This is a genomic window from Bariatricus sp. SGI.019 (genome assembly GCF_050315235.1).
GTDB lineage: Bacteria > Bacillota > Clostridia > Lachnospirales > Lachnospiraceae > JAFBIX01.
On the sequence record NZ_JBNPOQ010000004.1, the window covers coordinates 17,850 to 42,497 of the forward strand.

A 24,648-nucleotide genomic window follows, 5' to 3' on the forward strand; every position below is an offset into this window, starting at 1 on the left:
TAGCTGCTGAATGCCAAAATGATAAGAAGATTCCGTATCTTTTCAATTGTGGTTTTACCTCTTACAGTGCCTGGGTTAGTGGCAACCGGAATTTTTTCTTTTATTAATGGGTGGAACGAATATCTATTTGCAAGTACTTTTATGAAAAGTTATGAGAACTGGACATTGCCTGTTGGTATTGCCAGTTTTCAAGGACAGTATACGACGAATTGGGGAACGCTTATGGCGGGTGCAGTTCTGATTACAATACCAGTTGTAATTTTGTTCTTGCTTTTGCAGAAGCATCTGGTAAGTGGAATGACTGCCGGTGCCGTAAAACAATAATGATAATGAAAGAAGGAAAAGAATATGGAGATTAAGCAGGTTCGAATGGGAATTGTTGGGGCTGGAACATGGGGCGAGACACACGCTTCAATCTATGCAGAGCATTTGTTCGCAGATCCAGTCGCTATCTGTGATATGAATGAACAACGGGCAAGGGAGATTGCAGAAAAATATGGTATTAGAAAAGTATATACAGATTATCATGATCTGGCAGCTGATGAAGAAGTAGATGCAGTTGCGATTGTAACCCCGGATTTTGCACATGCAGATATTGCTGTGGCAATGGCAGATGCAAAAAAGAATATTTTGATAGAAAAACCATTGGCAACGACAAGGGAAGACATTGCAAGAATCTGTGAGGCAGTGGAGAGAAATCAGGTACGCTGTATGGTGGATCTGCATAACCGCTGGAATCCTCCGTTCAATACGGCAAAACAAGAGATCTCTTCGGGTAAGTTAGGAAAGCCGTATACTGCCTATATTCGGCATAGTGATGTGAAGTGGGTAGCTACAGATATGCTTTCGTGGGCATCAAAATCATCTATTTTATGGTTCCTTGGAAGTCATAGCCTGGATTCGCTTAGGTGGCTGCTCGATTCAGAAGCAAAAAGAGTATACTCCGTAAAAAAAGAAGGAATTTTGAAAGAACTGGGAGTGGATACTCCAGATGTGTATTTAACAACGATTGAATTTGAAAATGGTGCAATCGCACATATGGAAAATGGATGGGTTACACCAAATGGAAATCGGAATATCAATGATTTTCGATGTAGTGTAATGTGTACAGAGGGAATGATCAGTTTGGATCTTTCCAGTCATAATCTGATAGAAGAAGTGACTGAAGAAAAGGCAAGTGTACCTGATATATTGGTGTCTAATATGGTCTTTGACAGGTGTAAAGGTTTATCGTATGAAAGCATCCGAGATTTTGTTGATCGTTTAGTAGATGGAAGAGAATTTCGTGTGACATTAGAAGATGCAAGAAAGACCGCATTGGCTATTATCGCTATACATGAATCAGCAGATACAGGAGTGCCGGTTGATATCGAATATTAACTTGATTATCTCACAATATAGTTTGTTTTTTGCTTTGTAAAGAAGGGGAGAGTTCATCTTCTCTTCTTTGCAGTTGCGATGTGTTTATTATAGAAGGAATATGTTAAAATAGATATCAGAAAGGGGTGGCCTACATGATTGACGGACATATTCATTATGCCAAAAGTATTGGTTTGGATAGATTACAGCATGTAATCCAAAAGTATCATTTCTCAGCAATTGCACTCCAGTGTATTCCAGGAGGAAATGGAATGGCTGTTGAGCAGGATGCATTTGAATTCAGGAAGAGCTGCAAAATTCCGGTGTATATATTTGGAGGCCTGGATCGGAGAATATATAGTCTACATCCTGATCGGATGCAGGAGGCGCTTCTTCAGGAAGCGGACAGGCTTATGAAGATCGGGTGTGTTGGAATCAAGATGCTGGAGGGAAAACCGAATGTTCGAAAGCAATATCCGATTCCAGATTTTGACAGTGCATTGTGGGAAGATTATTGGGAGTATCTGGAAGAAAAACAGGTACCTGTGTATATGCATGTGAATGATCCGGAGGAGTTCTGGAATCCGTTAGAAGTGTCAGAGTTTGCGAAAAAGGCTGGGTGGTTTTATGATTCCACTTATATCAATAATGAAGAACAGTATCGACAGATTTTGCAAGTGTTGGAAAATCATCCGAAGCTTCGCATTTTATTTCCACATTTTTTCTTCCTGTCTAAGCAGCTTGACCGACTTTCGGAGATATTAGACCGGTATCAGAATGTTTACATAGACATTACACCAGGAATAGAATTGTATTATAATCTGTCAGCACAGCAAGAGAAGGCAAAGCGATTTTTTGACAGATATCAGGAGCGGATTTGCTTTGGTACGGATATTGGCGCACGTGCAGTGATAAAAAAAGAACCCACATTTCTTTCTATAGAAGAGTGTGAATCCAGAATGCATCTGATTACGGGATTTCTTGAGACAAAAGGACCATATATTTTGAAACCGGATGGATATTATGTGGCGGGAAATGAGGAACGGCAGATGTGCGGATTAGGATTACAGGAAGAAATCCTTGACAAAATATATGAGAAGAATTTTTTGAGATTTGCAGCAAAATGATGATAATGTAGAAGATAAATTGACTTTTTTTGTACAACAGTCTATAATAGTCTCTAGTAGAAATCGGCAGAGATGGTCTGCCGGTTTCCTAACGTTTAATATTTAATATTAGAAAGGTTGGGGAAAATAATGGACCAAAACAAAGTGGCAAGAGTATTAAAATCAATGGAGGAACATGAGATCCCACAGATGATCGTATCAGATCCAGTGGCTATTTTCTATCTTACTGGAAAATGGATTATCCCAGGAGAAAGATTATTAGCATTATATCTGAATGTAAATGGCAATCATAAACTGGTAATTAATAAGCTATTCCCACAGGAGAAGGATCTTGGAGTAGATCTTGTATGGTATGATGACATCGAAGACGGTGTTGAGATCTTAAGCAGATTTGTAGAAAAAGATAAAGTTATGGGTATCGACAAGACATGGCCGGCAAGATTCTTGATTCGTCTGCAGGAGCTGGGCGGAGGAAGCAAGTTTGTAAATGGTTCTCCGATCATCGACTATATCCGTATGGTAAAAGATGAAAAAGAACAGGAATTGATGAGAGAATCTTCCAGACTGAATGATATCGCTATGGAAAGATTAATCCCATGGGTTGTAAAAGGATTAACAGAAAGAGAACTGAATGCTAAGATTCGTGAGATTTATAAAGATCTTGGATGTGAGGATGTATCCTTTGATCCAATCACAGCATACGCAAAAGGTGCTGCAGATCCACATCATGTAACAGATGATTCCAAGGGAAAACGCGGTGATTGTGTAATCCTTGATATCGGAGCATTCAAAGACAACTATGCATCTGATATGACAAGAACAGTATTCATCGGTGAAGTATCTGACCGTGCAAGAGAAATCTACGATATCGTTGTAGAAGCTAACAGACGTGGTATCGAAGCTGCAAAACCAGGCAACAGAATGTGCGATGTTGACCTCGCTGCAAGAAATTACATAGAAGAAAAAGGTTACGGACAGTACTTTACACACAGAACCGGACACTCCATCGGTCTTGAAGATCATGAATTCGGTGATGTATCTTCTGTAAATGAAGATATCATCCAGGTTGGACAGTGCTTCTCTGTAGAACCAGGTATCTATATCGCAGAAGAAGGTATCGGTGTTCGTATCGAAGATCTTGTTATCATTACAGAAGATGGATGCGAAGTATTGAACAGCTTCACAAAAGATCTGATCGTAGTACCAGAAGAGTAGAATATCAGAGAGTATTATTAAAGAGCAGTCACTTGGTTGACTGCTCTTTTTGAAGTTATAGAGATAAAATTGTGAATTACACTTAATATAATCCTGCAACTTTGCATCCCAGTAATACAAGAACGAGCAGGATACTTGGCTTGGCAATCTTACTTCCATTTTTCATAACAAGACCGGCTCCGATATATCCGCCCAACATATTGCAGACGGCAGCAGCAAGACCGAGTGGAATCAGGACTTGTCCGTTGAATAAAAATACAACCAGCGAAGTAATATTTGTCGTCAGGTTGATGACCTTAGCCTGCGCGTTGGCTGTCTTAATACTTAATTTTGCAAATATTGTAAATGCAATGATCAGAAATGTTCCGGTTCCGGGGCCATAGAAACCATCATAACAACCAATGATAAAAGCAGCGAGTGTAGCTGTCAGGTAAGTACGTCGATCCAGTGTAATCTCGTCAGATCCTTCATCGTTGAACAGCTTCTTATTCAACACCAGGAAAGCGGATATGGGAAGAATGATAATTAACACATAAGATAATATTTTCTCCGGGATCATCAGGGAAAGATGAGAACCGATGAATGAACCGATAATTGCTGCAGCCACAGAAGGTATGGATAATCTCAGATTGATCAGACGATTGCGGGCAAATCGAAAAGTAGCAAGCGCCGTCCCAAAAGGAGAAGACATTTTATTAGTAGCCACTGCGGTGTGAGGAGGCAGCCCTGCAATCAGATAAGCTGGCAGAGAGATTAATCCCCCACCGCCGCCGATAGCATCCACAAGGCCTGCAAGGAATACGAGAGGACAGACGATTGCAAAAGTGTATATTGACAATTCCATGATAGGTTCCTTTCTATTGTAAAAATCTTACAAATCATTATTTTATAGTAAGAACACAGTAGAATCAAGCAGATATTATAGTCGTGAAAAAGTTCACATTTTATCAGGGTTATGTTACAATAACATACAAGCGAATTTTTTGAAACACAAGATCAGGAGGATAGGAATATGAACAGGGAACAAGCACATGATATCTTAATGAAATATATGAAAGGTGAGAATTATATTACCCATTCGTATGCGGTGGAAGCAATTATGAAGGGACTGGCGAAACGCCTTGCACCGGATGAAGTAGAATATTGGGGAATCGTAGGTCTTCTTCATGATCTGGATGAAGAGCAATGCGACTGGCAGCACGATCTGAGCGTGCATGGACCAACATCTGTAGAGATTCTGAAAAAAGAGGGAATTGATGATAAGGTATTGTTTGATGCAATCTGTGCACACAATCCAAAGAGTGGAGTAAAAGCAAAGACGAATCTTCAGTACGCAGTTCTGGCGGCAGACCCAATGAGTGGATTTGTGAAAGCTGTCGCACAGATTTATCCGGATAAGAAGATTGCAAGTGTAAAGCACAAATCCGTAATGAAGCGTTTTAATGAAATGCGGTTTGCAAAGGGTGCTAACAGAGATTATATGGAAGCGATTGAGTTTACCGGACTTAGTCTTGATGATTTAATTGACGTTGCGTTAGAAGAGATGGGCGCAATTGCAGATGTATTGGGATTATAATCAGAAATCCATGAAAAAAGTGATATTTACATTGCTGGTAATTCTGTGGATGGCTGTAATCTTTTCTTTTTCTGCAAAACCAGCGGATCAGTCTGAAGAGATGAGCCAGTCTGTAGGGCGTAAGATTGGTGAGCTGTTTGAACCAGGCTTTGAAAAGTGGCCGGAATCCGAACAAATGGCTTATGCAGAACGGATTGACTATCCGGTCCGCAAATGTGCCCATGCTACAGAATATATCATTCTGGGAATTCTACTTATGGCAGTGGGTGAGAGTTATCGTATTGGCAAGAAGTTACGGCTGGCTTTCGTGATTGGCGCAGCCTATGCTTGCAGTGATGAGGTCCATCAGTTGTTTGTGCCCGGACGAAGCGGACAGGTCACAGATGTGTTGATTGACTGCGCAGGATTGTTGGTCGGAATTATATTTGTACTGATGATTCAGCACATATACAATATATAACAAGAAACAAAAAACAATAGTGAAAAAATGTAAAAACCCTTGACAATAAGGGAAATTCGTAATAAACTGATTGAGCGTGCATTGGAATGCATAGTATTTTTTTGCGCGTAAATATTTACACATTAAGCAACTTATTATAATCGTAGGAGGTGAAAGAGAATGCCAACATTTAACCAGTTAGTAAAGAAAGGACGTCAGACATCTGTAAAGAAGTCTACAGCTCCAGCGCTTCAGAAAGGGTATAACTCTTTAAGAAAGAAGAGTATCGATGCATCTGCTCCTCAGAAGAGAGGCGTATGTACAGCAGTTAAGACAGCTACACCAAAGAAGCCTAACTCAGCACTTAGAAAGATCGCCAGAGTACGTCTTTCTAACGGTATCGAAGTAACAAGCTACATCCCGGGTGAAGGACACAACCTTCAGGAGCATAGCGTTGTTCTTATCCGTGGAGGAAGAGTAAAAGACCTTCCAGGTACAAGATATCATATCGTTAGAGGTACACTTGATACAGCAGGTGTTGCCAAGAGAAGACAGGCACGTTCTAAATACGGTGCTAAGAGACCAAAAGACGCTAAAAAATAATGCCTGAACAGTTAGTGAATGCGAGTGATAAACGAAGCATGAACTTAATGTGAGGGTAGTTCTTCGGAATGTAATGACGAGGAACTTCAGTATCTAATGTAGTCACAAACAGAACTATGATTAAGTAAGTTGCAGGTATATAGATTGTATGCCCAGCACTACACAGTATCATTAGAAAGACACATGTGAGTACCGATGAATTAATCAGAATGTTTAAGGAGGGAAGAACCGTGCCACGTAAAGGACATACTCAGAAAAGAGACGTATTAGCAGATCCATTATACAACAGCAAAGTGGTAACAAAACTTATCAATAACGTTATGTTAGACGGTAAGAAAGGTGTAGCACAGAAGATCGTATATGGAGCTTTTGAAAGAATCGCAGAGAAATCCGACAAGCCGGCAATCGAAGTATTCGAAGAGGCTATGAACAACATCATGCCAGTACTTGAAGTAAAGGCAAGACGTATCGGAGGAGCGAACTACCAGGTACCAATCGAAGTCAGAGCTGACAGAAGACAGACTTTAGCACTTCGCTGGCTGACATTGTATTCTCGTAAAAGAGGAGAGAAGACAATGGAAGAAAGATTGGCAAATGAAATCCTTGATGCAGCTAACAACACTGGCGCATCAGTGAAGAAGAAAGAAGACATGCACAAGATGGCTGAAGCAAATAAAGCATTTGCTCACTATAGATTCTAGGAGGCAACAATGGCTGGAAGAGAATATCCATTAGAGAGAACTAGAAATATCGGTATTATGGCACATATTGATGCTGGTAAGACCACACTGACAGAGCGTATTCTTTACTATACCGGTGTTAACTATAAGATTGGTGATACTCATGAAGGTACTGCTACCATGGACTGGATGGAACAGGAGCAGGAGAGAGGTATCACAATTACTTCTGCAGCTACAACATGTCACTGGACACTGGAAGAAAACTGCAAGCCAAAACCGGGTGCATTAGAGCATCGTATCAATATCATTGATACCCCAGGACACGTTGACTTTACTGTTGAGGTTGAACGTTCACTTCGTGTACTGGATGGTGCAGTTGGTGTGTTCTGTGCTAAAGGTGGTGTTGAGCCGCAGTCAGAAAACGTATGGCGTCAGGCTGACACATACAACGTACCTAGAATGGCATTCATCAATAAGATGGACATTTTGGGTGCAGATTTCTACAATGCCGTTGAGCAGATTAAGACAAGACTTGGAAAGAATGCAATCTGTCTGCAGCTGCCAATCGGTAAAGAGGATGACTTTAAAGGAATCATTGATTTGATGGAAATGAAAGCTTACATCTATAATGATGACAAGGGTGATGACATTTCTATCGTAGATATTCCGGAAGATATGCAGGATGATGCAGAACTCTATCGTTCAGAGCTGGTAGAGAAGATCTGTGATCTGGATGATGATCTGATGATGGAATACCTTGAAGGTAATGAACCATCTGTTGAAGATATGAAGAGAGTACTGAGAAAAGCAACTTGTGAATGTACAGCAGTTCCGGTATGCTGTGGTTCTGCTTACAGAAACAAAGGTGTACAGAAGATGCTGGATGCAGTTATCGAGTATATGCCTGCTCCAACAGATATTCCACCAATTCAGGGTGTTGATGAGGATGGAAATGAAATCGTAAGACATTCTTCTGATGAAGAACCTTTCTCAGCTCTTGCATTCAAGATTATGACAGACCCATTCGTTGGTAAGCTGGCATACTTCAGAGTTTACTCTGGTACAATGAACTCCGGTTCTTATGTACTGAATGCAACAAAAGGTAAAAAAGAACGTGTTGGACGTATCCTTCAGATGCATGCCAACAAGAGAGCCGAACTGGACAAAGTATATTCCGGTGATATCGCTGCAGCAATCGGATTTAAGTTCACTACAACAGGTGATACGCTTTGCGATGAGCAGCATCCAGTAATTCTGGAGTCTATGGAATTCCCAGAGCCGGTTATCGAGCTCGCTATCGAGCCAAAGACAAAAGCTTCCCAGGGTAAACTTGGAGAATCTCTTGCAAAACTGGCAGAAGAAGACCCGACATTCCGTGCACATACAGATCAGGAAACAGGTCAGACGATCATCGCTGGTATGGGTGAGCTTCATCTGGAAATCATCGTTGACAGACTTCTTCGTGAGTTCAAGGTAGAAGCTAACGTAGGTGCTCCTCAGGTTGCTTACAAAGAAGCATTTACAAAACCAGTTGACGTTGACAGCAAATACGCAAAACAGTCAGGTGGACGTGGACAGTACGGACACTGTAAAGTTAAATTTGAACCAATGGATGTTAACGGTGAGGAGACATTCAAGTTCGAGTCTACAGTCGTAGGTGGAGCTATTCCGAAGGAATATATCCCAGCTGTAGGAGAAGGTATTGAAGAGGCTATGCAGTCTGGTATCCTTGGAGGATTCCCGGTTGTTGGTGTTAAGGCTAACGTATACGATGGTTCTTACCACGAAGTCGATTCAAGTGAAATGGCATTCCACATTGCAGGTTCTCTTGCATTCAAGGATGCTATGAAGAAGGCATCTCCGGTACTTCTTGAGCCTATTATGAAGGTTGAAGTAACAATGCCGGAAGAGTACATGGGTGATGTTATTGGTGATATCAACTCACGTCGTGGACGTATTGAAGGTATGGACGATCTTGGCGGTGGTAAGATTGTTCGTGGATACGTTCCATTGTCAGAAATGTTTGGATACTCTACAGATCTTCGTTCCAGAACACAGGGACGTGGAAACTACTCAATGTTCTTCGAGAAATATGAGCCAGTTCCGAAATCTGTACAGGAAAAAGTATTATCAACCAAAAATGATTAATTAAATGTTAAAAAGGCTTGAAAAACCGTATGATTTGAAATATAATCAGAGATAGCCGAGCAAACGTAAATTATTAAATATGCCTTTGAAGGCGCTATAATAAGGAGGATATTCAAAATGGCAAAAGCTAAATTTGAAAGAACAAAACCACATTGTAATATCGGTACCATTGGTCACGTTGACCATGGTAAAACAACTCTGACAGCTGCTATCACAAAAGTTCTGTCTGAGAGAGTAGAAGGAAACGCTGCTGTAGCATTCGATAACATCGATAAAGCTCCAGAAGAAAGAGAACGTGGAATCACAATTTCTACAGCTCACGTTGAGTATGAGACAGCTAATCGTCACTATGCACACGTTGACTGCCCAGGACATGCTGACTACGTTAAGAACATGATCACAGGTGCTGCACAGATGGATGGAGCTATCCTTGTTGTAGCTGCTACTGATGGTGTTATGGCTCAGACAAGAGAGCACATCCTGCTTTCTCGTCAGGTAGGTGTTCCTTACATCGTTGTATTCATGAACAAATGTGATATGGTTGACGATGAAGAACTTCTTGAATTAGTAGAAATGGAAATCCGTGAACTGTTAGATGAGTATGAATTCCCAGGAGATGATACTCCGATTATCCAGGGTTCTGCTCTGAAAGCTCTTGAAGATCCATCTGGAGAATGGGGCGACAAGATCATGGAACTTATGGATGCTGTAGACAGCTACATTCCAGATCCACAGCGTGCAACAGATCAGCCATTCCTTATGCCTGTAGAGGACGTATTCTCTATCACAGGACGTGGAACAGTTGCTACTGGTAGAGTAGAGCGTGGTGTTCTTCATGTATCTGACGAAGTAGAAATCGTTGGTATTCACGAAGAGACAAGAAAGACTGTTGTAACAGGTGTTGAGATGTTCCGTAAGCTTCTTGATGAGGCTCAGGCTGGTGATAACATCGGTGCACTTCTTCGTGGTATTCAGAGAACTGAAATCGAAAGAGGACAGGTTCTTGTTAAACCAGGTTCAGTAACATGCCATAGAAAATTCACAGCTCAGGTTTACGTTCTGACAAAAGATGAAGGTGGACGTCATACTCCATTCTTCAACAACTACCGTCCACAGTTCTACTTCAGAACAACAGACGTAACAGGTGTCTGCAACCTTCCAGAAGGTGTAGAGATGTGTATGCCTGGTGATAACGTAGAGATGACAATCGAACTGATTCACCCAGTTGCTATGGAGCAGGGACTTCGTTTCGCTATCCGTGAAGGTGGACGTACTGTTGGTTCAGGTCGTGTTGCTACAGTTATCGAGTAATACAATCTGAATATAGATTTGTTATCGCAAGATAACGTTGTGTCCAAACGTAAGATACCCGTAGAACTTCGGTTCTACGGGTTTTTCTGTTGCCTGGAAATATATAAAAGGGCAGAAAAGAATAACGAACAGTATAGAAAAACGGTTGCCGGGAAAGAGTCCTGACAACCGTTTGTGATAACAGAATGATAACAAAATTTTGAAAGTTGATTGACAAATTTGAAATCAATGCTATACTACCACTATAATTAAGTTAGCAATAGGTTCTGGTTCGATTCCAGATATCGCCACCATATTAGGAATTCTTTTGAGTTCTATGATTTCGGGAATAGTATATGACATCGAAAAGTGCATTTACAAGAAAGGAATTGATATTATGAAAAAAGAAATCTTATTAGTAGGTTTGGGTATTTGCGGCGATATGGTGTAATGGTAGCATGGAATAATAAGCAATTCCCCCAGACCACCAAAAATAAAGAGCTCTTCGTGAGCTCTTTTTCTTATGCACAAAATTAAGTCAGATCATATGTCTTGATGTCATTGCCTTCAGTGCCCTTCTTAACGATAGTATGGCAACCTATCGTAGTTCCCATAGCACGCAGTTTCCATTCTTCCTGGGTAGCGTTGAGCTTATCCAGTTCTTCCTGTCTTTTATCTTCATCTTCAATAGCTAATATTTCAGCTTTTTCCTTTTCATAGACACTTTTAAATTGACACCATTTCCTGAAAAAGTCCTGCATTGTAGGATTATCAAAAGTCAGTGAAATCTTCTGCTCAGGTGTCTCGGCAAGTGAGAGGTTCACTGAATTATCAATAGAAAACAACAGAGAGAGTACATCTCCGACTGTTTCAATATTAAAATCCAGAAAAACACTTACATTTAATCCCAGCGCAGTTGCTATCTTTTCTAACTGATCCGGTTTTGGATTTCGGATTCCAAGTTCATATTTTCTGATCGTACCTACGTTAATGCCGGACAGCTCGGCTAACTGTATCTGACTGTATCCTCTGAATTCCCGGTATGCCCGGATTTTTTTACCTACCATAACATGCTGCCTCCTTAATAATATTTGTGCTTCTATTCTAGCACAAAAGTGAATGATACAAAAGAGTGAGATTTAACAAATTGCTGATACGCAAGCAATATGCATGGAATTGAAAAAATAAATTCGCAAATGTTTATTGACAAATTCACAAAAGTGAATTATTATAAGAGAACAACGTAAGAGTCACAAAAGTGACTGGAAAGGAGGACGCTATGAGAACTAATTATATGATGAATGTTGATGATGTCATGGAAGAATTAGGTGTGAAACGCAGTAAAGCATATTCTATTCTGAAGCAGCTCAATGATGAACTGGCAAAGGAAGGATATGTAGCAGTTCGTGGAAAGATTCCACGTCCCTACTGGGAAACAAAATTTTATGGATGCTCTCAGAGAGCAGTATGAAGGAGGAGTTAAGATGTCAGCTTACAAGGACAAAACACAGGGAACCTGGTATGTGAGTTTCCGTTATATTGACTGGACAGGAAAGAAAACGCAGAAGCTGAAAAGAGGGTTCAAGACAAAGAGAGAAGCATTGAATTATGAAAAGGAATTCATGAGAAAGACTGCAGCGGATATGAAAATGGAGATGGGAAGTTTCATTGAAGTTTATTTTGAAGATAAGAGAAAAGAACTCAAAGAAAATTCAATCCGAAATAAGCAGCACATGATGGAGAAGCATATTGTTCCATATTTTGGAACAAGAAAAATGAATGAGATTACACCGGCTGATGTAATCCAGTGGCAGAATACCATTCAAGAAAAAGATTACAGCAAGACTTATGAACGCATGATTCAGAACCAGTTGAATGCATTGTTTAATCATGCACAGAAAATTTACAATCTGAAGGAAAATCCATGTAAGAAAGTAAAAAAGATGGGAAAATCGGATGCAAATAAGCTGGAATTCTGGACGAAGGCAGAATACGACAGATTTATTGCCGGGATTGAGCCGGGGAGTGAAGATTATCTGATATTTGAAATTCTTTTCTGGACAGGAATCAGGGAAGGAGAACTTCTGGCATTGAGTCTTTCGGACTTTGATATGAGCGGAAATCTCCTGCATATCAATAAAACTTATAATCGGATTAGGAAAAGAGATGTGATTGATACTCCAAAAACAGAAAATTCTGTACGTACCATTGATATTCCCAATTTTCTTAAGGAAGAGGTACAGGAGTATTCGAAGAAGCATTATGGATTTCCGGAAGATCAGCGGTTGTTTCCGATTGTAGCAAGAACACTGCAGAAACGACTCAAGAAATATGAAGCATTGACTGGTGTAAAATCAATCAGAGTGCATGACATCCGGCACAGTCATGTGGCATATCTGATCTACCAGGGCGTAGAACCACTGATTATCAAGGAAAGACTGGGGCACAAGGATATTCAGATGACATTGAACACTTATGGACATCTTTACCCGTCACAGCAGAAAAAAGTAGCTGAGATGCTGGACAATAAACGTTAATACGGAGGAAAAAGCAAATGAAAACAAAGAAAGTAGTCGGAAAAATATTTGATGCAATTAATTACAGTAAGAAGTTGAAGATAAGTTCCATTTTACCGGATCAGGATTCAGATTATGTGATTCTTCTTGAATTAGAGGATGGAAGCAAATTTGAAATCATCATTATTCCTACAAGGAGATTTGTGTAAGGAGTGGAGCTATGGCTACTGACAGACAAAAAGAAAAAGCCCAGACAAAATATCTGAGCAAGTTCTCTGATAATCAGATTCACTGATATATCATCTTGGCAGATTCAGTATATCACGAATTGAAAGATACAACAATTCCCGAATATCTGTTCATCAGAGACTTGCCTGGAGGGGCAGGAGGTAGAAGTGACATTATTTGAACAGGTAAAAGAATGTGTGACAGCCAGACAGGCTGCGGAGCATTACGGGATTAAAGTAAAAAGAAATGGAATGGCGTGTTGTCCGTTTCATAAAGACCGACACCCAAGTATGAAGGCCGATAAAATATATCACTGCTTTGCATGTGGAGTGGGCGGTGATGCGATAGATTTTACAGCAAGGTTATTTGGAATATCACAGTATGAAGCTGCGAAAAAGATGATAGAAGATTTTGGACTGGATATAAAAATCGAAGACAGAAACAAATACAAAAGGATGCACCAAAGCAGGAATACTTTGATATCAAAGAAACCTAAAGTTGTGATGATCAAAGAAAAACTGGAGCAGTGGTTGAAACATGCAACAGACGTGCTGATCAGATATCTGAAATGGATTCAGTTCTGGAAAGAGATTTACAAACCAGAACCAGATGAAGAGTGGCACGAATTATTTACGGAGGCATTGGCAAATGAAAGAAAGATAAATGACTATCTGGACGTGCTGATGTTTGGAACAGGAGAAGAGATTGTAGAGTTTTTCAAGATGAAGAGAAGGGAGGTTGAAAAAATTGAAGAAAGAATTAACGAATATCAGCGAGAAGTCCTTGATGGAATTAGAAGATATTGTGAACGAGGAAATGCTTACAACAGAAGATGTCAATAATATGCTGGAGCACACCGATAAAGGAAGAACAAAGCAGACAATCAGAAATTGTGTAACCGTATTACAAAAAGATCCAGTGCTGAAAAAAGCGATTAAACGAAATGAGCTTTCCGGAAGAATGGACATTGTAAAAGAGGTGCCCTGGGAACGGAGAAATAACAGTCCTACGGTTACAGATACTGATGAAAATAATCTGAAAATGTATCTGGAAGAAAATTATGAACTGACAAGTGAGCGTGTGATCAAAGCAGGAGTAGATATTGTTTCCAATGAAAATAAATATCACCCAATCAGAGATTATCTGGAAAGTCTGGTCTGGGACGGGGTTCCAAGAATAGAAAATATGCTTCCGCATTTTCTGGGAGCAGAAAAGAGCAAATACACAATCGGAGTAATGAAAATGCACATGCTGGCAGCGATTTCAAGAATTTATGAACCGGGAATAAAATATGACATTATGCTGTGCCTGGTGGGAAGTCAGGGAGCCGGAAAGTCTACGTTTTTCAAATATCTGGCGATAAAAGAAGAATGGTTCAGTGACAATCTGGATCATCTGGACGATGAAAATATTTATAGAAAACTGCAGAACCACTGGATTATCGAAATGGGAGAAATGAAGGCAACTATCACAGCAAAGAATATCGAACAGATAAAATCGTTTCTGAGCAGACAGAAAGAAACTTATAAAGTGCCTTATGAAGTTCACCCGGAAGACAGACCGAGACAGTGTGTATTTTGCGGAACATCAAATGATCTGAATTTCCTTCCTCTGGACAGAACCGGAAACAGACGATTTGCTCCGGTGATGACAGATATGTCAAAAGCAGAAGTTCATATTCTGGATAATGAAACAGAGAGCAAAGCTTATATTGAACAGGCCTGGGCAGAGGCAATGGTACTGTATCGACAGGGAAAAGTGTTCTTAGGATTTACAAAGGAAATTGAAGAAGAGGCAAAGCGTCTGCAGAAAGAATTTATGCCGGAGGATACCAATGCCGGAATCATACAGGCATTTCTTGATGACTGTGATGACGATTATGTATGTACAAGAATTCTGTTCGATGAAGCGTTACATCGAACCGGAGAAATGAAACAGTGGGAAGGTAAAGAAATTGCCAATATTATGAACAATGCGATTGTAGGCTGGAAACCACATGGTACACATCGGTTCGGAAAGGAATATGGAATACAGCGGTCATGGAAACGTATGGAAGATTCTGTGAAGAAAGATAAAGACGGATTTATGGAAGTACCGGAACAGTTGGAAATACCGTTTGAGTAAAGATTATTGTAAACGATGTAAACGGAACTTGATGGAAAAACTTAAAAAGTTAACTTTTAAAATCTTTTAAGCTCCGTTTACAAATTACGTTTACAGACAGGAAAGGAGCAGAAAATAATGAAACAGGGAAGATTAGGATACAACAGCAGCAATGGAAGATATGGATTATTATCATCAGATTTATGGATTGATACAGGATTTCACTGTGGAGAAGGACTGGAAGTGCTGGTAGATGATGAATGGGTACAGACCAGAATGGAGATGAATCTAGCAAGAGAATGGTATCTGGTTGGGACACCTTATTGTGGAGATCTGGAATATGTGCAGGCGAGGATACCAGAATAAACAGATCTACGATTCACTTCGGTCGATGTAGAACAGACGTCCATAAGGACGTTATGCCCCCGGCAGGGCGCAAGGGGACTTTTGATGGACGGTACGGCTGTCGAAAGTGCTTTTGCGTTACTTTTGACAAAAGTAACAAAAGAGGGGCTTGTCCCCGATACTTCTCGAACTACTAATGTTCGAGAAGGTTCCTAAATATCGTATCCGGCGAAAATTTCTTAAATATCGCCATAACTGGCGTAAATAAAAATTATGTGCCATGTCTGGCACTCGAGTAGAAAAGAGGTGAGAAAATTTATGATGAAACGGACAATCAGTGGCATGATCGGAGCCGGTTCACTGGCTCATAACAGACGGGATTTTGTAGCAGAAAATGTAGATCCGGACAGAGTGCAATTGAACATTTGTTATAAGAATGAGAATCTGAAAGAAGTTTATAAGGAACTGTTTGACGATGCTACGGAGAGATACAATGTCGGGAAAAGAAAGGACCGGCAGATTGCAAATTATTATGAAAAAATCCGACAGAGCAAACAGGAAAAGTTGTTCCATGAAGTGATATTCCAGATTGGAAATCGAGAGGATATGGCAGTGGGAACAACAGAAGGAAATCTGGCTGTAAAGATATTGGACGAATATATGAAAGATTTCCAGAAGCGGAATCCGACACTTCGGGTATTTAGTTGCTATCTGCATCAGGACGAAGCTACTCCACATCTGCATATCGATTTTGTCCCTTATGTGACCAACTGGAAGGGAAAAGGAATGGATACTAGAGTTTCACTGAAGCAGGCATTAAAAAGTCTTGGATTTCAAGGCGGAAATAAGCATGATACAGAACTGAATCAGTGGATAAATCATGAAAAAGAAGTGCTGGCAGAAATCGCAATGCAACGTGGAATTGAATGGGAACAGAAAGGTACACATGAAGAGCATCTGGACGTTTATAATTTCAAGAAAAAGGAACGTAAAAAGGAAGTGCAGGAACTGGAGCAGGAAAAAGAAAATCTGACAGCAGAGAACGAAGGATTGATTTCTCAGATTGCGGACGCAAGGGCAGATATTAAACTACTGGAAGAAGAAAAAATTCAGTTCCAGAAAGATAAAGAAATAGCAGAAAAACGTGCCGAGAACGCAGAAACGGAATTGAAAAAACTGGAGGACAGAAGAGAATTCCTGCAACCGGTGATGGATAATGTCAGTAAGGAAATAAAAGAATATGGAATGATCAAAACATTTTTGCCGGAAGCTACAGCATTGGAACGTGCGGTAACTTATCGGGATAAGAAAATAAAACCCTTGTTCATTGAAATGAAGAATAAAATTGGTGCGATGGCTGCACAGGTTAAAGAACTTACCAGAGAAAGAGATAAGTGGAAAAGTAAGTTTCAGAAGAAAAAGCAGGAGCACGAGAACACTAAAAAGGAACTGGCAGAAGTTCAGAAGGATTATCAGAAATTATCCGGTGAGAAAGAAATTCTGCAGGGAATTGCAGACAGATATAACCGACTTTTACGCATGTTGGGGAAAGATATGGTAGAACGACTGGTGCAGGACGATATCCGGATGCAGGCGGAACTTGAAGCGAAAAAGCAGAAAGAACAAATGCCGAAAAAAATAAGTGATCGCATACCATGGGCGAAAGAACAAAGTGAAGAATACAATGCACAGATAAAAAAGAACAAAGCAAAATACAGAGGAATGGAGTTGTAAGAATATGAAGAAACAGATTTATGATGAAAAGAACGGACTGAGCTACACATTGCATGGAGATTATTATCTGCCGGATCTGGAAATCAATGAGGAAGAACCTACATATGGGAAATATGGAATAATGCGAAAACAGTTTCTGAAGGAACACAGGAGTGCAAGGTATCAGTATCTGGTACTTACCGGGAAATTGACGGAGCATTTGAATCAGGTCGATAAAGAAGCGAGAGAAAAAGTTGAAATGCTGGTGGAACAGATGGCTGAGCAGTGGGGCGTGACAGAAAAACTGAAGATGCAGGATCAGATGGAATGGGTTAGGAAAATGAATAATATTCGTAGCAGAGCAGTAGAGATTATAGATGTAGAATTGATTTGTGTTTAGGAGGACAAAGCGGCAGATATAATGTTAAAAGTAGTTGCGTGCGCACGCATATTGTATTATAATACTGGTGGTTAGGAGGAATATATCTATGAAACTATTAAAATGGCTTTCAGTAACAGACCGATTTTACAAAATCTATTTGGATAAACAGCTTGCCCCCTTTGGAATCAACAACAGCCAATATATGTTTTTGATTAAAATCTGTCGTTCGCCTGGCATTTTACAGGATTCTTTAATGGATATGTTTTATGTTCATCCGAGCAATATTGTACGGACAGTTGCGGCATTAGAAAAGCAGGGAATGATTATGCGTTCCCCAAATGATAAGGATAAGCGGACGTGTAAGCTGTATCCTACGGAACGTGCGCTGTCTGTAATTGATGAGATACAGACGGTATGTGAAAAGACAGAAGCTCTTTTATTGCAGGGTATGAGCGAATCCGAGCAGAACCTTTTTATGGATTTCTTAATACAGGCGGGCAGAAATATCACATCGGAACTCCATATAGAGAGAAAGGGGGAGGAGTTCAATGACTGAAAATCCTCTGGGCTATGAAAAAATTCCAAAGCTGTTGAAAAATTTTGCTCTTCCCAGTATTGTGGCGTCTCTTGTCGGCTCAATCTACAATATTGTGGATCAGATTTTTATTGGTCAAGGGGTCGGTTATTTGGGAAATGCAGCAACCAATGTTGCCTACCCGTTTTCTACCATCTGCCTTGCCATTGCACTACTGGTCGGAATTGGCAGTTCTTCCCGTGTTTCCCTCTGTCTTGGATGCAAAGAGCCGAAAGCTGCCGCCAAAGCAGCGGGAAATGGTATTGTTCTGATGGGAATTTTCGGAATTATTTATTTGCTGGTTGGAGAAACTTTTCTGCCTTTGCTCCTAAAGGCATTTGGGGCAACGACAGCTGTATTTCCATATGCAAAGCAGTATGCCAGCATAACATTGATTGGAATGCCGTTTCTCATTGTAACGAATGGTATGAGCAATTTGATTCGAGCAGATGGAAAACCAAAGTATTCAATGGTCTGCATGGTTGTGGGAGCTATTATCAATACCATTCTTGACCCCATTTTTATTTTTGTTTGCGATTGGGGAATTGCCGGCGGAGCTTGGGCAACGGTTATTGGGCAAATTTTTTCTTTCACACTCGCACTCCGTTATCTATGGCGTTTCCAAACAATCCATTTTGAAAAAAAGTCGTTTTTATTGGACATTAAAGAAAGCCTGAAAATTTGCAGCATGGGGATAAGCAGCTGCTCAAATCAGATTGCAATTACCGTGATTCAAATCATTCAGTACAATTCGTTGACTTATTACGGCGCATTAACAAAATATGGAACGGATATTCCCTTGGCAGCTTGCGGAATTGTTATGAAAACAAATGCCATAATCCTTGCGATTGTTACAGGAATCTCGCAAGGGATGCAGCCGATTATCGGTTTCAACTATGGAGCAAGGCAATATCATCGGGTACGGGAGGCTTACATGCTTGCAATAAAGTGGAATCTTGTTGTTTCCACTATTGCTTTTATCGCATTTCAATTTTTCCCGCGATCTATCATTTCACTATTCGGAGACGGGGACGAGCTGTATTTTGAATTTGCTGTTTTGTTCATGCGTACCTATATTTTCATGGTGTTGGTAAATGGTGTGCAGTTGCTTTCTTCCGACTTTTTTACCGCAATAGGAAAAGCGTTAAAAGGTGCTCTGTTGGCATTAACAAGGCAGACCTTTTTCTTGATTCCGCTTACCCTGCTGCTCCCGCTTCGTTTCGGAATTATGGGAGTATTGCTAGCGGGGCCTGTTGCTGATTTTTCAGCGTTTATGCTATCTGTTGTACTGGTGGGTATAGAATTAAAAAAACAAAAAAATGACATGTAAACAACAGCCCTATGTGAAAACATTCTTTTTCCGCCGTTAAGTAATCAAGAAGCAAAAACTTAAAAACCGTTGCGATAAATTTTATAAATTTAGTAGGATAATATTTAGAAGTAAGGATTGAGAAAAATATGGAAACTATAAAATGGGTTCTATGTCCTATCTGTGGAAATAAAACCCGAACGATAATGCAAGAAGATACCGAATTAAAGAACTTTCCACTCTACTGTCCGAAGTGTAAACAGCAAACACTTAACTGATCTTGCAAAACGGAGAAAAACAGTAATTATAGCAACACATAATGCTAATATTGCAGTTGGCACACTTCCGTATATTAGTATACTAAGAACTCATGAGAATGGAGTATATAAAACGTATATTGGTAATCCTTTTTATGATGAACTTAGAAATATAAATGATGAAACAGACACTAAAAACTGGACTCAAGAAAGTATGCATACTCTTGAGGGCGGTAAAAATGCATTTTATGATAGGAAGGATATTTATGAATCAGGAAAGCAAAGTGATTAATGTACATTTGGAGAAAAGAGAAAATAAAGATTATTTAGTATTTGGCTTTGAAGAAGCTGCAGAAGTATGTCTTAATGATGATGAGAGTCAAAATAATTTGAAAAGTATATTTGTAAAGTTACTTACGGAGATTACAAAGTATCCAATTGAATTACAGTTTTTGGAAAAACCAGAATATAAAACAGGATTATATATAGATGTGTGTAAAGAATATATAAAAGATTTAAATAAAGAGATTACGAATGTAAGAAAAAATATGCCAGAAAAACTAAAAATACAGTGATAACACCATGATAACAAAAATTCCGGAAAACCACACGGACACAACGGAAAATCCGGATTTTTCCACACAAATCACATAAAAAATCACTATTCGTATACCACAATACACCGGTCTGATATCGTGAAGGTGGTAGAACAGTTGGATCAGGCCGTGTTGCTACAATCATCGAGTAATCATAGCTTGTTATCATAATTGATAAGTAATTTAACCCCAGAAGTTTCGACTTCTGGGGTTTTTTATCAAAGGGAGAATAATTTTGGATATAAATACTATTTTATTTGATTTGGATGGAACTTTACTTCCGATGGATCAGGAGAAGTTCGTAAATGGATATTTTAAGATGCTTGCTGCAAAACTTGCTCCTTATGGCTATGAACCACAACAGTTGATCAATGCGATCTTAGCAGGAATAAAAGCTATGATTAAAAATGATGGTAGCCAATTGAATGAAGATGCTTTCTGGAAGAGATTTGTTGAAATATATGGGGATAAGGTCCTTGCAGACAAGCCTGTTTTTGAAGACTTCTATAAGAATGAATTTCAGGATGCCCGTTCATTTTGCGGATTTAATCCAAAAGCTGCAGAGACCGTCCGTTTGTTGAAAGATAAGGGATACCGAGTGGTACTTGCTACCAATCCGCTGTTTCCATCCATAGCAACAGAAAGCAGAATTCGATGGGCAGGGCTTGAACCGTCAGAGTTTGATCTATACACTACTTATGAAAATACATCCTATTGCAAACCAAATCTGGATTATTATCGTGATATTTTGAAGCGAATCAATTGTAGACCAGAGGAGTGTCTTATGGTAGGAAATGATGTGGGAGAGGACATGGTCGTAGAGGCACTGGGAATGCAAGCCTTTTTGCTTACAGATTGCCTGATCAATACACAGAAGAAGGATATTACGGCTTATCCCCACGGAAGTTTTGAACAATTACTTAGCATGCTTTGATTTTTATAGTTAATGAAAGCGACTGATGTTTATCGCATCAGCCGCTTTTGAGTTTATAACATCAACCCCATAACATACAGATCGAAATATTCGCCATTGATCAGGGTAGTATTCTTTAAACGTCCCTCAATTTCAAAACCGAATCTTTCGTATAATTTTACAGCCACTTCGTTATCACAGCGTGTGTCTAACTGAATTCTGGTGGTAATTCCATTTCCTTTACAGAAATCAATCAACTGACGGATAATTTCGCTTCCGATTCCTTTTGCCTGGTATTTCTTCGCAACAACGATGCCAAGTTCTCCTTGATGACGGGCCTTTATCTTATTTCCTGAATGAATGGTTCCAATTTCGGCGATTTCATCCCCATCCATTGCAAGAATCATGATGCTGGCTGGCTGTTCTTTTGTAGACAGAATGTCTTCTTTCTGACCAGCCTCATCCATAGGATATTCATCCTTTTCAAAACTCAAGAATGTCGTTTCTCCACCAACGTAATTGTAGAAATCTACAATCTTTTTTGCATCCTCAAGCTCTGTTCCCGATATACAATGTGTAATGTACTTTCCATATGTTTTCCCTCCTAATGCATATTGCTTCCTAACAAGATTATAGGATATTTTCTGGAAAGCTGCAATTGAATTCATATAGGATAGAAGATATAATTATGAATAGAATAAAGAGGTGCAAATTGTATGGATAAATGTAACATTAGGGGAGAAATAAATCCGGAAATTCTTATAATTGGAGCTGCGATTCTGGATATACTTGTACGACCGGTTGGTGTGGACGTTTTCCGCGTAGGATCTTATAATGCAGAAGATATTCGGATGTCTGTAGGGGCAGATGCACTAAATGAAGCGACCATCCTGGCTAAAATGGGTAAAAGTGTGGGCCTGGAGACTGTAATTGGAAAAGATAAAGCGGGAAAGTTGATACTAGATCATTGTCGGGAACAGGGAATTCTGTTAAGAGCTGATAGTGTAAGGGAAGGATTATCGACAGGAATTAATGTGGTTCTGGTGGAAGAGGATGGAAGACGTAGCTTTTTGACGAATCCTCATGGAAGTCTTCGGAAGCTTCGGTTGGAAGATATTACTGTGCCGTTTCCAGAAAGTGCGAAGATTGTATGTTTTGCCAGTTTATTTGTTTTCCCAGAAATAAGAACGAGAGAATTAGAGATTTTATTTGCACAAGTGAAAAAGCAGAATAAGATTCTATGCGTAGATATGACAAAATGCAAGAATCATGAGACGGCAGAAGAGATGGAATCAGCGCTTAGATATGTGGATTATCTATTTCCAAACGATGAAGAAGCGCTGCTTCTGACTGGGCAAAAATCAGTAGAAGAATCGGCAGAGGTGCTTTTGAACATTGGAGTAAAACATGTAGTTATTAAATGCGGTGCAAGAGGATGTTATATCAGAACAGTGCAGGAGAAAATGTGGATTCCAGCAGCAGAAGGCGTGAAATGTGTGGATACCACAGGCGCAGGAGACAGTTTTGCGGCTGGATTTATCTATGCTCTTTCCGAAGGACAGAATCTGAAAGACTGTGCACAGTATGCTAATATATGTGGTGGTAAAGCAGTAGAAGTTATGGGATCCACCGAATGGATATAAGAAAGGAGGCGTGCAAATTGGAATATACACATGAAATTATTATGCCTAATGATGATATCCCTTTTAAAATGTTCCTATTCGAAGGAAAAGATGGTAATTACGTGCGCCAGAAACATTGGCATAGATCTGTAGAGATATTCGCACTGTTTGAAGGAGAACTGGAATTCTACATTAACGAAATTCGTTATCCCCTGCAGCCCGGAGAATTCATGCTGGTCAATTCCAATGAGATTCACTCTATCCTGTCACCGAAAAAGAACCAGACAGTCGTTCTTCAGATACCACTTGCTACCTTTGAGAAATATTACACCGATGAACGCTTCATATATTTCTCCCATAGCTCCAGACTTCAGGATGAAGAAGTCATGCGGTTGATTCGAGAAATGTATCTTGCCTATCAAGAGAAAAAATGCGGGTATGGGCTAAAAGTACAGAGCCAGTTCTATATGCTGGTCTATCTTCTGGTGACAAAATACCGAAAAACAGAAGTGAATGAAGACTTAATACGTCACAATAAAAACCTTAACAAACTATCCGCAATCACAAGTTATATGAAAGAAAACTATAAAAAAGAATTATCACTGGAAAGCCTGGCAAAAACCTTCGGATATTCTCCGACATATCTGTCAAGAATGTTTCAGAAATACGCCAAGACCAATTATAAGACATGCCTGGACAATATCAGGCTAGAACACGCGACAAAGGATTTGATGAATACAGAGATCACAATCGGAGAGATTGCATTCAACAACGGATTCGCTAACAGCAAAGCATTCGCAAAAGTATTTCAGGCGAAATACGGCATGCTGCCAAGTGAGTTTAGAAAGTGTAAAATGGGGACGTAGTACTTTTACAAAGTACTACGTCCCCATTTTACACTTTCTACCTCAAAAAGGACAAGAATTTGCCATAAACAGGCTAATTATTTGGTTGTAAGATCAAAAAAAAGTTGATAAAATGACATTAAGAAACATGAGGAAAATAAACAAAGAAAAGAGGAGAGATAGTATGGAGATTCGGAAGGTAACAGATGCATCTTTTGGTGTCTATGGAAAGGTACTGGAGGGGTATGATTTTTCTGGGCTTTTGAAGGAAATGGAACATACTCCATGTCCGATGGACGAAGTAATCTATATTCCGTCTGTGGAAGGCCTGGAAGCGCTGGCTGTGGCAAAGGATCTGACTGAGAGCGAATATGGCGGATTGCCAATTCAGATTGGGTACTGCAATGGCAATAATAAGAAGTTGAATGCAGTTGAATATCATCGCTCTTCAGAAGTAGATATTGCTGTAAATGATTTGATTCTTTTGCTTGGAAGACAGCAGGATATTGAAGCTGATTTTACATATGACACTGCAAAGATTGAGGCGTTCTATGTGCCGGCAGGTACAGCAGTTGAATTATATGCAACAACTCTTCATTATGCACCATGTTCAGCAGGAGAAGACGGATTCCGCTGTGTAGTTGTATTGCCAAAGGATACGAATCTTGAATTGAATTTCACGCCTGGCAAAGATGGAGAAGATAAGTTGATCACTGCAAGAAATAAGTGGCTCATCGCCCATGAAGATGCCAAGATTGAAGGTGCCTTCAACGGATTAAAAGGCGAGAACATCACACTGTAGAAGATT

29 protein-coding genes are annotated in these 24,648 nt (G+C 39.8%); 26 read left to right on the forward strand and 3 right to left on the reverse strand.

The genetic code is table 11. The features are described 5' to 3' along the window. Nucleotides 1-18 precede the first annotated feature (18 nt). The 4 genes from ACQRD1_RS03310 to ACQRD1_RS03325 all read left to right on the forward strand — a co-directional run bounded on the left by ACQRD1_RS03310 (nucleotide 19) and on the right by ACQRD1_RS03325 (nucleotide 3,701). Complete coding sequence (locus ACQRD1_RS03310; RefSeq protein WP_235231597.1) at nucleotides 19-324, forward strand: carbohydrate ABC transporter permease; 306 nt, start codon at nucleotides 19-21, stop codon at nucleotides 322-324. Nucleotides 325-348: 24 nt separating this feature from the next. Then, the gene (locus ACQRD1_RS03315) at nucleotides 349-1,380 is read left to right on the forward strand and encodes a Gfo/Idh/MocA family protein (RefSeq protein WP_235231598.1); all 1,032 of its coding nucleotides are present in this window, start codon (nucleotides 349-351) and stop codon (nucleotides 1,378-1,380) included. A 134-nt stretch (nucleotides 1,381-1,514) separates the two neighbouring features. Beyond that, entirely contained in the window at nucleotides 1,515-2,486 is a 972-nt protein-coding gene (locus ACQRD1_RS03320; protein ID WP_347375324.1) for an amidohydrolase family protein, read from the forward strand. Between the two features lie 129 nt (nucleotides 2,487-2,615). Beyond that, nucleotides 2,616-3,701: a M24 family metallopeptidase gene (locus tag ACQRD1_RS03325; protein ID WP_235231602.1), complete on the forward strand. Its 1,086-nt coding sequence runs from the start codon at nucleotides 2,616-2,618 to the stop codon at nucleotides 3,699-3,701. Nucleotides 3,702-3,783: 82 nt separating this feature from the next. Here the strand turns inward: ACQRD1_RS03325 and ACQRD1_RS03330 are convergent, their stop codons facing one another. Further along, entirely contained in the window at nucleotides 3,784-4,545 is a 762-nt protein-coding gene (locus ACQRD1_RS03330; RefSeq protein ID WP_347375326.1) for a sulfite exporter TauE/SafE family protein, read from the reverse strand. Nucleotides 4,546-4,713: 168 nt separating this feature from the next. On the opposite strand from ACQRD1_RS03330, the gene ACQRD1_RS03335 reads away from it, so the two are divergent. From ACQRD1_RS03335 to tuf, 6 genes are all read left to right on the forward strand, one after another. After that, entirely contained in the window at nucleotides 4,714-5,277 is a 564-nt protein-coding gene (locus ACQRD1_RS03335) for an HD domain-containing protein (protein WP_235231605.1), read from the forward strand. Continuing rightward, on the forward strand, nucleotides 5,261-5,737 hold the full coding sequence (locus ACQRD1_RS03340; RefSeq protein WP_347375463.1) for a VanZ family protein: 477 nt from the start codon (nucleotides 5,261-5,263) through the stop codon (nucleotides 5,735-5,737). The genes ACQRD1_RS03335 and ACQRD1_RS03340 overlap by 17 nt, the downstream gene beginning before the upstream one ends. Nucleotides 5,738-5,896: 159 nt before the next feature. Continuing rightward, entirely contained in the window at nucleotides 5,897-6,319 is a 423-nt protein-coding gene (rpsL, locus tag ACQRD1_RS03345) for a 30S ribosomal protein S12 (protein ID WP_235231607.1), read from the forward strand. 230 nt (nucleotides 6,320-6,549) lie between these two features. Next, nucleotides 6,550-7,020 carry a 30S ribosomal protein S7 gene (gene rpsG, locus ACQRD1_RS03350; RefSeq protein WP_235231608.1) on the forward strand — a complete coding sequence of 157 codons (471 nt, stop codon included), beginning with the start codon at nucleotides 6,550-6,552 and terminating at the stop codon, nucleotides 7,018-7,020. A gap of 9 nt (nucleotides 7,021-7,029) precedes the next feature. Next, on the forward strand, nucleotides 7,030-9,147 hold the full coding sequence (gene fusA / locus ACQRD1_RS03355) for an elongation factor G (RefSeq protein ID WP_235231609.1): 2,118 nt from the start codon (nucleotides 7,030-7,032) through the stop codon (nucleotides 9,145-9,147). A 117-nt stretch (nucleotides 9,148-9,264) separates the two neighbouring features. Then, entirely contained in the window at nucleotides 9,265-10,458 is a 1,194-nt protein-coding gene (gene tuf / locus ACQRD1_RS03360; protein ID WP_427786919.1) for an elongation factor Tu, read from the forward strand. A 512-nt stretch (nucleotides 10,459-10,970) separates the two neighbouring features. Here the strand turns inward: tuf and ACQRD1_RS03365 are convergent. Beyond that, nucleotides 10,971-11,504, reverse strand: coding sequence for a helix-turn-helix domain-containing protein (locus tag ACQRD1_RS03365; RefSeq protein ID WP_075671347.1), 534 nt, complete (start codon nucleotides 11,502-11,504; stop codon nucleotides 10,971-10,973). Nucleotides 11,505-11,716: 212 nt separating this feature from the next. On the opposite strand from ACQRD1_RS03365, the gene ACQRD1_RS03370 reads away from it, so the two are divergent. The 13 genes from ACQRD1_RS03370 (at nucleotide 11,717) to ACQRD1_RS03430 (ending at nucleotide 21,394) form a co-directional block, all read left to right on the forward strand. Next, entirely contained in the window at nucleotides 11,717-11,908 is a 192-nt protein-coding gene (locus ACQRD1_RS03370) for a hypothetical protein (RefSeq protein ID WP_016441025.1), read from the forward strand. 13 nt (nucleotides 11,909-11,921) lie between these two features. After that, the gene (locus ACQRD1_RS03375; RefSeq protein WP_117606412.1) at nucleotides 11,922-12,974 is read left to right on the forward strand and encodes a site-specific integrase; all 1,053 of its coding nucleotides are present in this window, start codon (nucleotides 11,922-11,924) and stop codon (nucleotides 12,972-12,974) included. 17 nt (nucleotides 12,975-12,991) lie between these two features. Next, entirely contained in the window at nucleotides 12,992-13,162 is a 171-nt protein-coding gene (locus tag ACQRD1_RS03380) for a hypothetical protein (RefSeq protein WP_173821400.1), read from the forward strand. Nucleotides 13,163-13,348: 186 nt separating this feature from the next. Further along, nucleotides 13,349-14,023, forward strand: a complete 675-nt coding sequence (locus tag ACQRD1_RS03385; protein ID WP_427786920.1) for a CHC2 zinc finger domain-containing protein — start codon at nucleotides 13,349-13,351, stop codon at nucleotides 14,021-14,023. Then, nucleotides 13,968-15,305, forward strand: coding sequence for a VapE domain-containing protein (locus ACQRD1_RS03390; RefSeq protein ID WP_427786933.1), 1,338 nt, complete (start codon nucleotides 13,968-13,970; stop codon nucleotides 15,303-15,305). The genes ACQRD1_RS03385 and ACQRD1_RS03390 overlap by 56 nt, the downstream gene beginning before the upstream one ends. A gap of 117 nt (nucleotides 15,306-15,422) precedes the next feature. Beyond that, a complete protein-coding gene (locus ACQRD1_RS03395; RefSeq protein WP_055066584.1) occupies nucleotides 15,423-15,650 on the forward strand; it encodes a DUF5348 domain-containing protein in 228 nt (75 codons plus the stop codon). A gap of 297 nt (nucleotides 15,651-15,947) precedes the next feature. Further along, the gene (locus tag ACQRD1_RS03400; RefSeq protein WP_427786921.1) at nucleotides 15,948-17,363 is read left to right on the forward strand and encodes a plasmid recombination protein; all 1,416 of its coding nucleotides are present in this window, start codon (nucleotides 15,948-15,950) and stop codon (nucleotides 17,361-17,363) included. A 4-nt stretch (nucleotides 17,364-17,367) separates the two neighbouring features. Further along, nucleotides 17,368-17,742 (forward strand): TnpV protein, encoded by a 375-nt coding sequence (locus tag ACQRD1_RS03405; RefSeq protein ID WP_075671337.1) that lies wholly within the window; start codon nucleotides 17,368-17,370, stop codon nucleotides 17,740-17,742. Nucleotides 17,743-17,830: 88 nt separating this feature from the next. Beyond that, on the forward strand, nucleotides 17,831-18,280 hold the full coding sequence (locus ACQRD1_RS03410) for a MarR family winged helix-turn-helix transcriptional regulator (RefSeq protein WP_427786922.1): 450 nt from the start codon (nucleotides 17,831-17,833) through the stop codon (nucleotides 18,278-18,280). Further along, entirely contained in the window at nucleotides 18,273-19,628 is a 1,356-nt protein-coding gene (locus ACQRD1_RS03415; RefSeq protein ID WP_427786923.1) for an MATE family efflux transporter, read from the forward strand. Before ACQRD1_RS03410 ends, ACQRD1_RS03415 begins: the two co-directional genes overlap by 8 nt. Nucleotides 19,629-19,756: 128 nt before the next feature. Then, a complete protein-coding gene (locus ACQRD1_RS03420; RefSeq protein WP_080786855.1) occupies nucleotides 19,757-19,885 on the forward strand; it encodes a cysteine-rich KTR domain-containing protein in 129 nt (42 codons plus the stop codon). A 245-nt stretch (nucleotides 19,886-20,130) separates the two neighbouring features. Next, nucleotides 20,131-20,439 (forward strand): hypothetical protein, encoded by a 309-nt coding sequence (locus ACQRD1_RS03425; RefSeq protein ID WP_055298067.1) that lies wholly within the window; start codon nucleotides 20,131-20,133, stop codon nucleotides 20,437-20,439. A gap of 256 nt (nucleotides 20,440-20,695) precedes the next feature. Then, nucleotides 20,696-21,394, forward strand: a complete 699-nt coding sequence (locus ACQRD1_RS03430; protein WP_235231615.1) for an HAD family hydrolase — start codon at nucleotides 20,696-20,698, stop codon at nucleotides 21,392-21,394. A 53-nt stretch (nucleotides 21,395-21,447) separates the two neighbouring features. On the opposite strand, the gene ACQRD1_RS03435 is transcribed toward ACQRD1_RS03430, so the two are convergent. After that, nucleotides 21,448-21,954, reverse strand: a complete 507-nt coding sequence (locus tag ACQRD1_RS03435) for a GNAT family N-acetyltransferase (protein ID WP_328282585.1) — start codon at nucleotides 21,952-21,954, stop codon at nucleotides 21,448-21,450. A gap of 135 nt (nucleotides 21,955-22,089) precedes the next feature. Between ACQRD1_RS03435 and ACQRD1_RS03440 the strand changes: the two genes are divergently transcribed. The 3 genes from ACQRD1_RS03440 (at nucleotide 22,090) to ACQRD1_RS03450 (ending at nucleotide 24,642) form a co-directional block, all read left to right on the forward strand. Beyond that, entirely contained in the window at nucleotides 22,090-23,016 is a 927-nt protein-coding gene (locus ACQRD1_RS03440) for a carbohydrate kinase family protein (RefSeq protein ID WP_427786924.1), read from the forward strand. A 17-nt stretch (nucleotides 23,017-23,033) separates the two neighbouring features. Beyond that, nucleotides 23,034-23,861, forward strand: coding sequence for an AraC family transcriptional regulator (locus tag ACQRD1_RS03445; protein WP_235231617.1), 828 nt, complete (start codon nucleotides 23,034-23,036; stop codon nucleotides 23,859-23,861). Nucleotides 23,862-24,024: 163 nt separating this feature from the next. Next, a complete protein-coding gene (locus ACQRD1_RS03450; RefSeq protein ID WP_427786925.1) occupies nucleotides 24,025-24,642 on the forward strand; it encodes a DUF4867 family protein in 618 nt (205 codons plus the stop codon). The last annotated feature ends 6 nt before the right edge of the window (nucleotides 24,643-24,648 follow it).

Bases quoted from the DNA above. Each gene is read 5' to 3' on its own strand.
- ACQRD1_RS03310 (WP_235231597.1), top strand. From the start codon at position 19: ATGATAAGAAGATTCCGTATCTTTTCAATTGTGGTTTTACCTCTTACA.
- ACQRD1_RS03315 (WP_235231598.1), top strand. From the start codon at position 349: ATGGAGATTAAGCAGGTTCGAATGGGAATTGTTGGGGCTGGAACATGG.
- ACQRD1_RS03320 (WP_347375324.1), top strand. From the start codon at position 1,515: ATGATTGACGGACATATTCATTATGCCAAAAGTATTGGTTTGGATAGA.
- ACQRD1_RS03325 (WP_235231602.1), top strand. From the start codon at position 2,616: ATGGACCAAAACAAAGTGGCAAGAGTATTAAAATCAATGGAGGAACAT.
- ACQRD1_RS03330 (WP_347375326.1), bottom strand. From the start codon at position 4,545: ATGGAATTGTCAATATACACTTTTGCAATCGTCTGTCCTCTCGTATTC.
- ACQRD1_RS03335 (WP_235231605.1), top strand. From the start codon at position 4,714: ATGAACAGGGAACAAGCACATGATATCTTAATGAAATATATGAAAGGT.
- ACQRD1_RS03340 (WP_347375463.1), top strand. From the start codon at position 5,261: ATGTATTGGGATTATAATCAGAAATCCATGAAAAAAGTGATATTTACA.
- rpsL (WP_235231607.1), top strand. From the start codon at position 5,897: ATGCCAACATTTAACCAGTTAGTAAAGAAAGGACGTCAGACATCTGTA.
- fusA (WP_235231609.1), top strand. From the start codon at position 7,030: ATGGCTGGAAGAGAATATCCATTAGAGAGAACTAGAAATATCGGTATT.
- tuf (WP_427786919.1), top strand. From the start codon at position 9,265: ATGGCAAAAGCTAAATTTGAAAGAACAAAACCACATTGTAATATCGGT.
- ACQRD1_RS03365 (WP_075671347.1), bottom strand. From the start codon at position 11,504: ATGGTAGGTAAAAAAATCCGGGCATACCGGGAATTCAGAGGATACAGT.
- ACQRD1_RS03370 (WP_016441025.1), top strand. From the start codon at position 11,717: ATGAGAACTAATTATATGATGAATGTTGATGATGTCATGGAAGAATTA.
- ACQRD1_RS03375 (WP_117606412.1), top strand. From the start codon at position 11,922: ATGTCAGCTTACAAGGACAAAACACAGGGAACCTGGTATGTGAGTTTC.
- ACQRD1_RS03380 (WP_173821400.1), top strand. From the start codon at position 12,992: ATGAAAACAAAGAAAGTAGTCGGAAAAATATTTGATGCAATTAATTAC.
- ACQRD1_RS03390 (WP_427786933.1), top strand. From the start codon at position 13,968: ATGGAATTAGAAGATATTGTGAACGAGGAAATGCTTACAACAGAAGAT.
- ACQRD1_RS03395 (WP_055066584.1), top strand. From the start codon at position 15,423: ATGAAACAGGGAAGATTAGGATACAACAGCAGCAATGGAAGATATGGA.
- ACQRD1_RS03400 (WP_427786921.1), top strand. From the start codon at position 15,948: ATGATGAAACGGACAATCAGTGGCATGATCGGAGCCGGTTCACTGGCT.
- ACQRD1_RS03405 (WP_075671337.1), top strand. From the start codon at position 17,368: ATGAAGAAACAGATTTATGATGAAAAGAACGGACTGAGCTACACATTG.
- ACQRD1_RS03410 (WP_427786922.1), top strand. From the start codon at position 17,831: ATGAAACTATTAAAATGGCTTTCAGTAACAGACCGATTTTACAAAATC.
- ACQRD1_RS03415 (WP_427786923.1), top strand. From the start codon at position 18,273: ATGACTGAAAATCCTCTGGGCTATGAAAAAATTCCAAAGCTGTTGAAA.
- ACQRD1_RS03420 (WP_080786855.1), top strand. From the start codon at position 19,757: ATGGAAACTATAAAATGGGTTCTATGTCCTATCTGTGGAAATAAAACC.
- ACQRD1_RS03425 (WP_055298067.1), top strand. From the start codon at position 20,131: ATGAATCAGGAAAGCAAAGTGATTAATGTACATTTGGAGAAAAGAGAA.
- ACQRD1_RS03440 (WP_427786924.1), top strand. From the start codon at position 22,090: ATGGATAAATGTAACATTAGGGGAGAAATAAATCCGGAAATTCTTATA.
- ACQRD1_RS03450 (WP_427786925.1), top strand. From the start codon at position 24,025: ATGGAGATTCGGAAGGTAACAGATGCATCTTTTGGTGTCTATGGAAAG.